Here is a 12,402-nt window from a genome sequence, read left to right on the forward strand (position 1 = left end):
TACTGATGTTCAAATTCATCAATACTATTTTTGGTAAACCAAAACAAATACTTCAAGAAAAGGACCGCATGAAAAAATTCTTGGTGGTGGGCCTTGGCAACATTGGCCCTGATTATGAAGAAACCCGGCACAACATTGGGTTCAAGGTTTTGGACCACTTATGTGAAGAGGAACAGTTTACTTTTGAATCGGCCAAATTGGGCGCCGTGGGATCTTTTAAGCACAAGGGTAAAAGTGTTCTATGCCTTAAGCCATCCACCTATATGAACCTTAGCGGCAAAGCTGTTAAATATTGGATGGAAAAGGAAAATATTGCCTTGGACAACGTGTTGATCATTACCGATGACATTAATTTACCTTTTGGCACCTTGCGGGTGAAGACCAAAGGAAGCGATGGTGGCCATAACGGCCTAAAAGATGTGCAAAATACTCTCCAGACCAGCCAATACAACCGATTTAGATTTGGTGTCGGGGCCGACTTTGGTAAGGGAAGGCAAGTGGACTACGTTTTGGGAACTTGGAACGATGAGGAACAAAAGGCGCTACCGGAACGGTTGAAAAAATCTGCAGACATCATACGCTCCTTTGTATTTGCCGGAATTAAAAACACCATGAACCAATACAACGGCAAATAGGGATTTCCTAATAAACCCTGAAATCGAAAACACTCGATTCCGATGTATTCCCTTCCGTATCGGTACTGATTACTTTCCAATAATAGATGGTCCCGGAAACCACACTCGCTGAAATCTGTCCTGTATTGGCACCTGTGGTTCCAATAGAAGTTGTGGGCGGATTTGAGGTTGAAAAGAACACCTCAAACGAAGCAAGATCATCGTCCACATCGGCACCTGTCCACTCCAACAACACTTCATTTGCAATGTTTTTTTGAACTGTTGATCCTGATTCTGGGCTTACCAACTGAGCAGGAAAAGGTGCATAGGTGGTCTCCCCTCCTGCATTATAGAAAAGCCATGTTTCACTGACAGCGACCTCATCCGATTCATTGTTTCTCGATGTCACTGTCCACGAGAAAGGTGCACCTTTTGCTATAGTAAGACTGGCCGATGTAGCAGAAGTTGAAACATTCTGTGGGGCATTCGTATTCAAATTTATGACGGACAAAGTGTATCTATCGGTATTGTTGGCCGCGTTCCACCTAAACGTTACTTGACTCAAAGTTTCCCCTATACTTGTCCCCGTTGTGCATTCAGAGTTCTCCTCTGGAAAAACCAATAGGGCAGCCTTGGGAGCTGGTGGGGTTTTGTCTCCACCGCAAGACATCAACAATACCATTACAATTGCACTGAAGAACAATTTCCGCATCATCGTTTAATAAATTTAAAGGTTTCTCTTACCCCATTCTTTTCTATCCCCAAATAATAGACACCATTTCGCAGCGCCGAAAGGTCCAGCACCAAATTATTGCCGTTCACCGATCTCACATATTTGGTTATCAACCGACCATTGGCCGTAAAAATTTCAACCCCCACAGAACCATCATACCCTCCCAAGTAGATTTCCGTTGTGGTATACACAGGATTGGGCGACAATCTTGGACGTGATGAATAGAAAACAGTTTTTTCAACAACACCCTGACAGGGTAAATTTGAAAATACCCGTAGGGTATTGACCCCTTCCTTTAAGGGTATTTGAATGGAACTGGATTCCGTTTGGGTAACAAGACCATTTAATTCCACATTATAAAAAGTTGCCCCTTTCAAATCGAGGTTAAGAACCCCCGCTTCCACTATTGCACCAATGTCGAGAACATCCGGCTGAACTATGACCAAGCCAAAACATACTTCTTCATACGTAACGCTACCGTTGGTTCCCGTTAAACAGAGTGTATAATTTCCTGCCGTTAGGTTTTCAAAGGAAAAAGTATTGGTAAAATCTTGTGAAACATTACTGCCATTTCCTGTAAGTACACCCGTGTAAGTAAGGGAGGTATCCAATGCCGTAACATTAATCGACCCATTATTGCTGCTTCGGCAGGTCTCACTATCTATTTCAATGGTAAAATTATTGGATGCAAATCGATAAACTGCACAACCATTGGTATCTACTTCCACTCCTTTAGGGGTTCCCAGACATAGGTCGTTACCATCATCAAATACGCCATCACCATCCGCATCGGGCCTAAAAATACCCTCAACACAAATATCCAAGGAAAAACCAACAAGTGACCCTCCATCGCTACTAGCTGTATCCTGTATCTCCAAAATCCATTCACCTAATATGGATTCCCCCCTTAAAGAGGACAGGGAACCCAAAGGAGTTATGTTACCCGAAATCGCAGGGCTTCCGGAACAGACTATGGGATCTCCATCATCATCAAATACCGCATCAATATTATCCAAATCTCCACAAGTATTGGCAATAAGGGTTACCCTAGTACCTGCAGGAGAAATGAGGGTCACGATTAAATCCTCCAAATAAGAGTGGTTGAGCTGCAGATTCACGTTCACATCTGACAAAGGAAGATCCTCCAAATAAACCACCGATGTAGTTACTGTTGGAGTACCCGTGGAGGAGATGAATAAAGGCAAATCATTTGCTTGTCTGTTCTTACAATCGATCGGGGTGGTCGTAAAACTGAACGGTGTCCCAAATGTTCCGGTTCCACAACCATTGCTTGGGCGAACTCTCCAAAAGTATTCTGTTTGCTGTTGAAGGTTCGTCGCCTTATAATGGTTAAAGGGTATGGATGCTGATTCAACAATAGTGGTAAAACCAATGTCCGTGGCTATTTCCAATTCATAGCTATCATAAAAGGGGTTCTCTAGCCAAGTCAATTCCGTGTCCAATGAAACCAGGCTTTCTGAATCGGAAGGGGTCAACAAGGTTACATCAGAAAAATTCCCATCAAGAATGCTAACGGACAATACTATACTTTTTACAACGGACGCAGTGGTTGCGGTTACCGTAATATCATAAATCCCAGGGACAACCCCGTTGGTGTTCGACAAGGTTAAATCCACTGGTGTGGCATCCGCTGTGGCGTTTGTTGGGGAAAAGGTCGCAACCAAACCGGCTGGCACATCCGCAGAAAAAACCGCATTCTCATTAAACCCAGCAAAGGTTTGATAGACAAAAGGCAACACAAGATCGTTGGGCTGACAAACTTCAAAATCCAAGTTTTGAAAGCTTAACACCACTTCCGATGGTTCAATGGAAAAATTTGTGGAGTTTACTGCAAAGAAAACATTATCGCTGGCTTTTACCATAACCCTAGCACTATTGGAAACGTTTCCAGGTAATAACACTGTTGCCGAACCATCGTTGAGCACATTCTGAGCCAAGGTCAAGGGAAAACTCAATCCGCCATCCAATGAGAGAAAAATATCCACCGTTTGTGCATCAACGGGTGCCAAATTGGTATTGGCCACATCCCAAGTAATTTCTTGAACGGAACCCGCTTGATAAATTTCATTAGCCGTTTGGGATGTAACCACGAAAGGTCCCGCAGCTTTAACCACCTTTACATTGAGGAGGTCGGAAACCACCTGTCCACCACCTGGAGCATTGTCACGAACCGTGAATGCGAAATTGAGGTTTCGCTCAATTTCAGAAACCGTTTCCCAAGCATCACCTTCTGTTGGGTTGGTCTGGGTCAGATTGCCCAGTGCGACCTCGGATAACCTTGGAAAATACCGTTTGGGATCCGCGTTTGGCGGCATTGATCGAAAATTTGCTCCGCTTGGATTTGTTGGTCCAAAGGTGGCAAAAGTTACTACCCCGTTGTCGATTTGTTCCCAAGTATAGGTCAAAACATCTCCAACATCTGGATCTGAGGCAATCCCTTCCAAGACAAATGCGGTTCCCAAAGGAATTACATAATCACCTACTGGAGTAAGTAAGGGAGGTGAATTGGTCAATGCCGTAGTTTGGGCACAAGAAACTGTTTGAAGATAATTGGATATCTGTAAAATACTATTGAAATGGTAATATCCATCTCCATTGGGCGCTACATCATTATCCCCAACAATACCTGCATAGCCCATAATGGTAGTGCCGCTAGCGGGTTCTGCCTGTACACCCGTACCTTCCGATTCGAACGACCAGGTGTGGTTGGCCCCAAATTGATGGCCCAATTCGTGCGCCACGTAATCCAAATCAAAGGTGTCTCCCTGGGGTGTGGAGGACGCAGAAAATGCACTGCCTTTTCGGCCATCGACACAGACCGCTCCAATAAATCCTGCATTACCATTGTTCAAATTTGCTGTGGCCACTTGATGAAAAAGGTGCCCCACATCATAATTTGCCTCTCCAATAGTGGATGTCAAGGTGGCTTGAACTTGGGAATTGAGACTTGTATCGTACGGATCGGTTTCGGGATCTGTAAAAATTATCAGGTCGTTGTTCGCAATAAGCTCTAAGGTAACTCCCAAATCAGATTCAAAAACTTCATTGATCCTCGTTATAGTAGCATTGATTCCAGCCAAGGCATCTTCCACAGTACCACCTTTGCCAACGGTATATTCACCCGTTGCCGAAACCGCTATTCGAAACTTCCGCAACATTTGGTCATCCACCAAGGGAGCAATGGTTTTTGAAGTAGCCAAGACCGCCTTTTCCGTTTCACAAACAAAATTGTCCTTCGCTGTTGTTCCCGCACCTTTTTCATAAAGCACATATCCCCCCAATTTATTGCTCAATGGTTCCATGAAAGTTTGTTTTTGGTCCTGTAGGTTCACCACCATACTTTCCAAACCCTTGTGCGAACTGCTCAATTTCACCCTATATTTTCCATCGGAACTAACACCCGTGTAGGATTTGATATTTGGATATTTTTTGGCCAGATCCGGGTGCATAACCGGCGTTTCCCAAAGCGTAAAAGCATTAATTTTGCCATCAGCATCGGGCAAATAGACCACCTTTCCACCCCCTTTTGAAGTGGAAACAGACCTCATTTCCCGTTGAAAGTTGTTTACATCCAACGAAAATACCGCTCTGGCCTTGGAAATGTCATTGATGGAACTGCTTTTAAAGTTGGATTGTTTACCAATTGGCTTCCAATAAGCTTGTTGCCCGTAAATGCAAAAGCAACTAAAAAATATGGTTATTGAAAAAACAAGGTGTAATTTAGCTTTCATACATATTTGGGCATAGTACAGATTCAAATGTAAGCCTTTTTTATTTCTTGAGCCGTTGGAAACAATCCATAACATCTCTCATTTTAAAGACCTTCCCTTTCAAACAGTAATCACCATTGGCACGTTTGATGGCGTGCACATTGGACACCGTAAGATATTGGAACGCCTCATAAATAATGCCAAAAACACCCATCTAAAATCAACGGTGCTCACCTTCTTTCCACATCCGCGCATGGTTTTGCAAAAAGATGTGGACATTAAGCTGTTGAACACCCTGGAAGAGAAAAAACAGATCCTGGAAACCCTTGGCCTCGATTATTTGATCGTACACCCTTTTACCAAGGAATTTTCCAGACTTTCTGCCACCGAATTTGTGCGGGACATCTTGGTGAACAGTCTAAAGGTGAAAAAAGTGATCATCGGTTATGATCATCGTTTTGGACGCAACCGAAATGCCAACATCCAAGATCTGATCACTTTTGGCAACGCCCTCGATTTTGAAGTGGAAGAGATTTCGGCCCAAGAAATTGACGATGTCTCCGTGAGTTCAACCAAGATCCGATCCGCCTTGAAAGAAGGCGACATTGAGACGGCCAATAGCTATTTGGGCTACAATTACATGTTGACCGGAACCATTAAAAAAGGAAAAGGGTTGGGCAAAAAATTCGGTTTTCCCACGGCCAACCTGCATATTGAGGAAGCCTATAAACTCATTCCAAAAACCGGTGCCTATGTTGTGAAAAGTGAAATAGATGGTAAGGATTACTTTGGCATGATGAACATTGGGTACAATCCAACCGTGGACGGCACAGATAAAAGCATTGAAATCAACTTTTTCGATTTTGATGGCAATCTGTACGGTGAAAAGATCCAGGTGCAATTATTGCACCGAATACGCGACGAGTTCAAATTCAATTCGGTGGAGGAATTGAAGGAACAACTCAAGAAGGACAAAGACCACTCCCTGGGTCTGATTTCAAAATAACAGATACACCTGTTATCAAAAATTACCCATGTCCGATTATTTTCATGGATTTCGAATCCAAATTACACAACAAGAATAGTTGGGCACTTGTTCAGATTAAATTAAATTTGCCGCTCAAAACAAGGCTATGCTTCAATTACATACCATTCGGGAAAACAAGGAAACCATCATTACCGCTTTAAAAAAGCGAAACATCGATGCTGGCCCAATGATTGCCAAAGTGCTGGAACTGGATGAAAAACGCCGTTCCATACAAACCGAATTGGATGCTACGCTGGCCGAATCCAATAAAATCTCCAAAGTAATTGGAATCCTTTTCAAAACCGGGAAGGCCCAAGAAGCCAACGTGTTGAAAGAAAAAACAGCAGGTCTCAAGGAAACTTCAAAACAATTGGGGGATGCCTTGAACGAAACAGCCGAGGCCCTTCAAGAGCAACTGTATCTTATCCCCAATGTGCCCAATGCATTGGTACCTGCCGGGAATTCGGATGCAGACAACGAAGAAGTGTTCCGGGAAGGAAATATACCAACCCTGTTTGAAGGTGCACTACCCCATTGGGAGCTGGCAAAAAAATACGATATCATCGATTTTGAACTGGGTGTGAAGATCACCGGGGCCGGTTTCCCCGTTTACAAAGGTAAAGGTGCACGATTGCAACGCGCCCTAATCTCCTACTTTTTGGACAAGAACACCGAAGCGGGCTATACCGAAATGCAGGTACCCCACATGGTGAACGAAGCCTCAGGTTACGGCACAGGGCAATTGCCGGACAAGGAAGGGCAAATGTACCACGTGACCGCAGATGATCTTTACCTGATTCCGACTGCTGAAGTTCCCGTGACCAATTTGCACCGGGACGATATATTGGCTGAAAGTGATTTTCCCATTAAGTATACTGGCTACACACCCTGTTTTAGAAGAGAGGCCGGAAGCTATGGGGCCCATGTCCGTGGACTGAACCGTCTCCATCAATTCGACAAGGTGGAAATTGTTCGCATGGAACACCCCAACAACTCCTACCAAGCACTCGATGAAATGGTAGATCACGTGAAAGGCATACTTCGGGAATTGAAATTGCCCTATCGCATTCTTCGATTGTGTGGTGGGGATTTGGGCTTTACCTCTGCACTCACCTATGATTTTGAGGTATTTTCCACGGCCCAGGACCGTTGGTTGGAGATCAGTTCGGTTTCCAATTTTGAGACCTTCCAGGCCAACCGCCTCAAATTGCGCTATAAGGATGAAAATGGCAAAATGCAATTGGCCCACACTTTGAACGGAAGCTCTTTGGCGCTACCACGAGTTTTGGCTGGTATTTTGGAAAATTACCAAACCGAGGCAGGTATCCAAATACCAGAGGTTTTGGTACCCTATTGCGGTTTTGAGCTGATCGATTAGGTCGCTTACTCCATAATTTGGATTCACTTAACAGAATCCCGCACTTTTCTGCGTTATATTTGAAATGAAACATTGTGGATTGAAATTCATAGCATTCATTTTTTTAAGAACAATTGGTCATTCCGACAGAGCAAAGCGACGAGGAATCTCACAACCTTTAATTTAATATGAGATTTCTCACTACGTTCGAAATGACAAAACGCTCTTATTTATTGCTACCAACAAATATGCTATTGCGCTATTTTTTATTTCTGATATCGTTCCTCCTCTACCAGTTTTCGGCATTGGCCCAAGAAGATTTTTTGGCCAAGCAATACTTCAATGATGGGGATTTTGAGAAAGCTGTTGTCTTTTATGAAAAATTGGTGGAAGCCAATCCCCGTCGTACCGATTATGCCGAGGGGTTGGTGGCCTGTTACCAGCAATTGGAAAGGTATGACGAGGCCGAAAACTTTCTTTTGGAAAAGCTCAATGAAAGCTATGCGTTCCCAACATTTTATATTGAATTGGGCTATAACCATACCTTACAGAACCATCCCGAAAAGGCAACGGAGTTTTATGAAAAGGCCATAGAAAAAATCGAGGACAATCCCAATTTTGGGTACAGTGTGGGCTACCGATTCCAGCAATATGCCGTTTTGGATTATGCCATACGGGCCTTCAAAAGGGCAATGGAGCTAAAACCGGATCTCAACTATGATTTTCAATTGGCCCGCATTTATGGGGAACAGGGCGAAATTGAAAAAATGTACCAATCCTACCTCAACCTCATTTGGGAAGGCAGAACATCCCGCTCCAATGTATTGCGGAACATCGACGATTTTATTTCCGAAGACCCAAACAATGAAAACAATGTATTGCTTCGAAAGGTATTGTTGAAAAACGCACAAAAAAACGCAGACCTACTGTGGAACGAACTCCTGAGTTGGCTGTTTGTGCAGCAAAAACAATACAGCAGTGCCTTCAATCAAGAAAAAGCCATTTACAAACGGGCCGAGGGCATAAACACCGACCGCTTGGAAAATTTGGGACAAATCGCACTGGACGATAAGGATTTTGAAAGTGCGACCGATATCTTCCAATACATTGTGGACAACAGCGAAGAACCAAGGTCCAAGTTGAATGCCCAACTCCACCTGATCGACATTGAACTGGAAAACCCGACACCAAAAGTTCTGGATGCCGTTGAAAAACAGTTTGAAGATCTTGTTGCCGAATATGGCAATCAAAGCCAGACCCTACAACTTCAAATTGCCTATGCCAATTTTCTAACATTTAAAAAGGAACAGCCCGAACCCGCCATAAAAATGCTCAAGGAAAGCTTGGAATTGCCGATGGGTCGCATGGCATTGGCCTATGTAAAATTGGCCTTGGGCGATATTTTGGTCTTCGACCAGCGTTTTAACGAGGCCCTAATCCTATTTACCCAAGTCCAAAAGGCTTTAAAAAATGATGTCCTCGGACAGGATGCACGATTTAAAGTGGCGCAGACCAGTTTTTATAAAGGCGATTTCGATTGGGCGCTTACCCAGTTGAAAGTGCTTCGGGGATCTACCTCCCAACTCATCGCCAACGATGCCATGCAATTGAGTCTGCTCATTTCGGACAATTCCCTGGAAGATTCCACCCAAACCGCACTCAAAAAATATGCAAGGGCCGACCTATTGGCCTACCAAAACAAAAACCAGCAGGCCATAGCCGAATTGGAGGACATCCTTCAAAACCATAAAGGGGAAAAAATCGAGGACGAGGCCCTGTTGAAGCAAGCCCAATTGTTGGAAGAGCAAAAGGAGTATGAAAGTGCCGAATTCAATTATCAAAAAATTGTAGAATTCTATGCCGATGGCATTTTGGCCGACGATGCCCATTTTGCACTGGGCGAATTGTACCGAAACATCCTCAATCAACCCGAAAAAGCGAAAAGCCATTACGAAAAGATCATCTACAACTATCAGGACAGTTACTATTTTCCTCAGGCCCGTACTAATTTTAGGCGGTTGCGGGGCGATGCCATTAACTAATTGTTCGCTACATTTATCCCATCAAAACCAAGGGTATGCTCATTTACAATGTTACCATCAATATTGATGAAAGTGTCCATGACAAATGGCTCGAATGGATGCGCGACAAACACATCCCGGACATGCTGGACACCGGCAAATTTTCCCATGCCAAAATGGTGAAGGTATTGGTCGAGGAAGAGGCGGGCATCACCTACTCCATTCAATACACTACCCAAGACCGCAAAACATTGGAGGCCTATTACAAAGAGGATGCGGACCGACTTCGCGCCGATGCCCAGAAGCATTTTCCGAACAAGTTTGTGGCTTTTCGAACGGAATTGGAAGTGATCAGCCAACAAATTCCCTAATAGTTTGGAATACCTTTTTACCTATGGCACCCTTCAGGACCCTCAAGTGCAGGAATATATCTTTGGCCGTTTCTTGAAAGGCATGCCAGATGCACTTCTCGGTTTCAAAAAAATGGAAAATGCCATTTACGGTCGTTACCCCTTGGTACTACAAACCAACAATTACCAAGATAAGGTGAACGGGCAAGTGTATAAAGTTACCGAAGGCGACCTGAAGAAAGCTGACATTTACGAAACCAGTGCCTATAAACGGAAAAAATTCCCTTTGGAGTCCGGTGGAACAGCTTGGGTGTATGTCGAAAATTCCAAGTAACTTGTAAAAAAACACCCGTGTCCAAGAAAAAAAGACAGAAAGCCTTCCATGGCAAACCCAAAAAAATGGCCAACGAACAGGTTGAAGGTGCTGTAAAGGCCAAAAAGCATTTGGGGCAGCATTTCTTGAAAGATGAGACCATTGCCCAGAAAATTGCGGATACACTTTCTTTGGAAGGGTACCAGCATGTTGTGGAAATTGGACCGGGTATGGGGGTACTCACCAAATACCTGTTACAACGGGATTTGGATTTGGTGGCCATGGACTTGGATTCGGAATCCATCGTGTACCTGAATCACAGCTTTCCTTTGGAGCATTCAGATTTGTTGAAGAATACCGACCGATTGCAGGTCATCGAGGCCGACTTTTTAAAATATGACCTTACCCAACTGTATGGCGAAGAGCAATTTGCCATCACCGGAAACTTCCCCTACAATATTTCGAGCCAGATAGTTTTTAAAATGCTGGAAATGCGCAAACAGATTCCCGAATTCTCCGGGATGTTCCAGAAAGAGGTGGCCCAGCGCATTTGTGAAAAACCGGGTAGCAAAACCTATGGTATCCTTTCCGTATTGGTACAGGCCTTTTATGAGGCCGAATACCTTTTTACGGTGCCGCCCACTGTATTTGATCCCCCACCAAAGGTGGACTCAGGTGTTTTGCGCCTCATCCGAAAAGCGGACATCCATCTTCCCTGCGATGAACGTTTGTTCTTCAATGTGGTAAAAACAGCTTTCAATCAAAGACGGAAGACGCTTCGCAACAGCCTTAAAACCTTTAATCTTTCCGATAATCTAAAAGAAGATACTATCTTTGACCAACGCCCGGAACAGCTGAGTGTGGCAGATTTTGTAACGTTGACCCAGAAGATAGCGAATGACCCCGTTTAAACTCACAGACGAACTTTTAGAGGAAATCAAGGTACTGATAGCGGAAAACCGAAATGCCGAACTTCAGACCATGATGTCGGAGTTCCACTATGCGGACATTGCCGAGATTGCCGATGAGTTGGAAGTTGAGGAAGCCACCTACCTGATTAAGTTACTGGACAGCGAAAAAACGTCCGATATCCTTGCCGAAATGCACGAGGATATTCGGGAGGCCGTATTGAGCAACCTGACCGCCAAGGAAATTGCCAGCGAGCTGGAGGAATTGGATACGGATGACGCGGCCGACATCATCAACGAGCTGCCCAAAGAGATCATCCAAGAGGTCATTTCCGAAATCGAGGACCGGGAACACGCCAAGCATATTGTGGACCTGTTGCGCTATGATGAGGATACCGCAGGGGGTCTTATGGCCAAGGAATTGGTAAAGGTGAACGAAAACTGGAACGTGCTCACCTGCGTAAAGGAGATGCGAGCACAAGCCGAAAACGTGACGCGCGTGCATTCCATTTATGTGGTGGATGATGAAGGTAGGCTCAAGGGAAGGTTGTCTTTGAAAGACCTATTGACGACCTCAACCAAAACCAACATCAAAGATGTGTACATCCCCAAAGTGGATTCGGTAAACGTGAACGAAAAAGGGGAAGAAGTGGCCAAGATCATGTCCAAATACGATTTGGAGGCCATCCCCGTTGTGGATGAGATCGGCCGATTGGTAGGCCGTATCACCATTGATGATATTGTGGACGTAATCCGGGAAGAAGCTGATAAAGATTATCAATTGGCTGCAGGTATTTCCCAAGATGTGGAAGCGGACGATAGTATTTGGATATTGACAAAGGCTCGATTGCCTTGGCTCATTCTGGGGCTATTTGGAGGACTGGGTGCGGCAGCCATCATGGGCAACTTTGAAGAAATGCTATCCAAACACTATGTTTTGTTCTTCTTTACACCCCTAATTGCGGCCATGGCCGGGAACGTTGGTGTACAGTCCAGTGCCATTATGGTGCAAGGTTTGGCGAACGATGATCTTAAGGGCAGCATCAGTAGCCGATTGGTGAAGGAAATGTTGTTGGCACTGCTCAACGGATTGATTCTGGCCGTTTTGCTTTTATTTTTTACATGGTTTTGGAAAGGAACCTTGAGTACCGCCATTGCCATTTCTCTTTCCTTGGTAATCGTGATCGTGGTGGCCGGACTCATCGGTACCTTCATCCCCTTGTTCCTGCATAAAAGAAACATCGATCCCGCCATTGCCACCGGACCCTTTATCACCACAAGCAACGACATCTTTGGCATCCTGATTTATTTTACCATCGCCAAATTGATATTGGGGATTTAAAAAAAC

At 44.4% G+C, this 12,402-nt stretch carries 10 protein-coding genes; 8 read left to right on the forward strand and 2 right to left on the reverse strand.

Annotated elements, in window-relative coordinates:
- Window positions 1-5: 5 nt before the first annotated feature.
- A complete protein-coding gene (pth, locus tag EO131_RS12215; RefSeq protein ID WP_127022426.1) occupies window positions 6-635 on the forward strand; it encodes an aminoacyl-tRNA hydrolase in 630 nt (209 codons plus the stop codon).
- Between the two features lie 7 nt (window positions 636-642).
- On the opposite strand, the gene EO131_RS12220 is transcribed toward pth, so the two are convergent.
- A complete protein-coding gene (locus EO131_RS12220; RefSeq protein ID WP_127022429.1) occupies window positions 643-1,329 on the reverse strand; it encodes a hypothetical protein in 687 nt (228 codons plus the stop codon).
- Window positions 1,326-5,099 (reverse strand): reprolysin-like metallopeptidase, encoded by a 3,774-nt coding sequence (locus EO131_RS12225; protein ID WP_127022432.1) that lies wholly within the window; start codon window positions 5,097-5,099, stop codon window positions 1,326-1,328. Before EO131_RS12225 ends, EO131_RS12220 begins: the two co-directional genes overlap by 4 nt.
- 55 nt (window positions 5,100-5,154) lie before the next feature.
- Here EO131_RS12225 and EO131_RS12230 point away from each other — a divergent pair, with 55 nt between their 5' ends.
- The 7 genes from EO131_RS12230 to mgtE all read left to right on the forward strand — a co-directional run bounded on the left by EO131_RS12230 (window position 5,155) and on the right by mgtE (window position 12,396).
- Window positions 5,155-6,084: a bifunctional riboflavin kinase/FAD synthetase gene (locus tag EO131_RS12230; protein WP_127022435.1), complete on the forward strand. Its 930-nt coding sequence runs from the start codon at window positions 5,155-5,157 to the stop codon at window positions 6,082-6,084.
- Window positions 6,085-6,211: 127 nt separating this feature from the next.
- A complete protein-coding gene (gene serS, locus EO131_RS12235; protein ID WP_127022438.1) occupies window positions 6,212-7,483 on the forward strand; it encodes a serine--tRNA ligase in 1,272 nt (423 codons plus the stop codon).
- Between the two features lie 227 nt (window positions 7,484-7,710).
- A complete protein-coding gene (locus EO131_RS12240) occupies window positions 7,711-9,504 on the forward strand; it encodes a tetratricopeptide repeat protein (protein ID WP_127022958.1) in 1,794 nt (597 codons plus the stop codon).
- A 35-nt stretch (window positions 9,505-9,539) separates the two neighbouring features.
- Window positions 9,540-9,854 carry a DUF4286 family protein gene (locus EO131_RS12245; RefSeq protein WP_127022441.1) on the forward strand — a complete coding sequence of 105 codons (315 nt, stop codon included), beginning with the start codon at window positions 9,540-9,542 and terminating at the stop codon, window positions 9,852-9,854.
- Between the two features lie 4 nt (window positions 9,855-9,858).
- Window positions 9,859-10,167, forward strand: a complete 309-nt coding sequence (locus tag EO131_RS12250; protein WP_127022444.1) for a gamma-glutamylcyclotransferase family protein — start codon at window positions 9,859-9,861, stop codon at window positions 10,165-10,167.
- Between the two features lie 65 nt (window positions 10,168-10,232).
- Window positions 10,233-11,057, forward strand: a complete 825-nt coding sequence (gene rsmA / locus EO131_RS12255; protein ID WP_127022961.1) for a 16S rRNA (adenine(1518)-N(6)/adenine(1519)-N(6))-dimethyltransferase RsmA — start codon at window positions 10,233-10,235, stop codon at window positions 11,055-11,057.
- Window positions 11,044-12,396 (forward strand): magnesium transporter, encoded by a 1,353-nt coding sequence (gene mgtE, locus EO131_RS12260; RefSeq protein ID WP_127022447.1) that lies wholly within the window; start codon window positions 11,044-11,046, stop codon window positions 12,394-12,396. The genes rsmA and mgtE overlap by 14 nt, the downstream gene beginning before the upstream one ends.
- Window positions 12,397-12,402: the final 6 nt, after the last annotated feature.

Source organism: Flagellimonas beolgyonensis (genome assembly GCF_003992615.1).
Lineage (GTDB): Bacteria > Bacteroidota > Bacteroidia > Flavobacteriales > Flavobacteriaceae > Flagellimonas > Flagellimonas beolgyonensis.

What these genes read in the sequence shown, in the direction of transcription:
- pth (WP_127022426.1), top strand. Translation starts at nt 6, where the DNA reads ATGTTCAAATTCATCAATACTATTTTTGGTAAACCAAAACAAATACTT.
- EO131_RS12220 (WP_127022429.1), bottom strand. Translation starts at nt 1,329, where the DNA reads ATGATGCGGAAATTGTTCTTCAGTGCAATTGTAATGGTATTGTTGATG.
- EO131_RS12225 (WP_127022432.1), bottom strand. Translation starts at nt 5,099, where the DNA reads ATGAAAGCTAAATTACACCTTGTTTTTTCAATAACCATATTTTTTAGT.
- serS (WP_127022438.1), top strand. Translation starts at nt 6,212, where the DNA reads ATGCTTCAATTACATACCATTCGGGAAAACAAGGAAACCATCATTACC.
- EO131_RS12240 (WP_127022958.1), top strand. Translation starts at nt 7,711, where the DNA reads ATGCTATTGCGCTATTTTTTATTTCTGATATCGTTCCTCCTCTACCAG.
- EO131_RS12245 (WP_127022441.1), top strand. Translation starts at nt 9,540, where the DNA reads ATGCTCATTTACAATGTTACCATCAATATTGATGAAAGTGTCCATGAC.
- rsmA (WP_127022961.1), top strand. Translation starts at nt 10,233, where the DNA reads ATGGCCAACGAACAGGTTGAAGGTGCTGTAAAGGCCAAAAAGCATTTG.
- mgtE (WP_127022447.1), top strand. Translation starts at nt 11,044, where the DNA reads ATGACCCCGTTTAAACTCACAGACGAACTTTTAGAGGAAATCAAGGTA.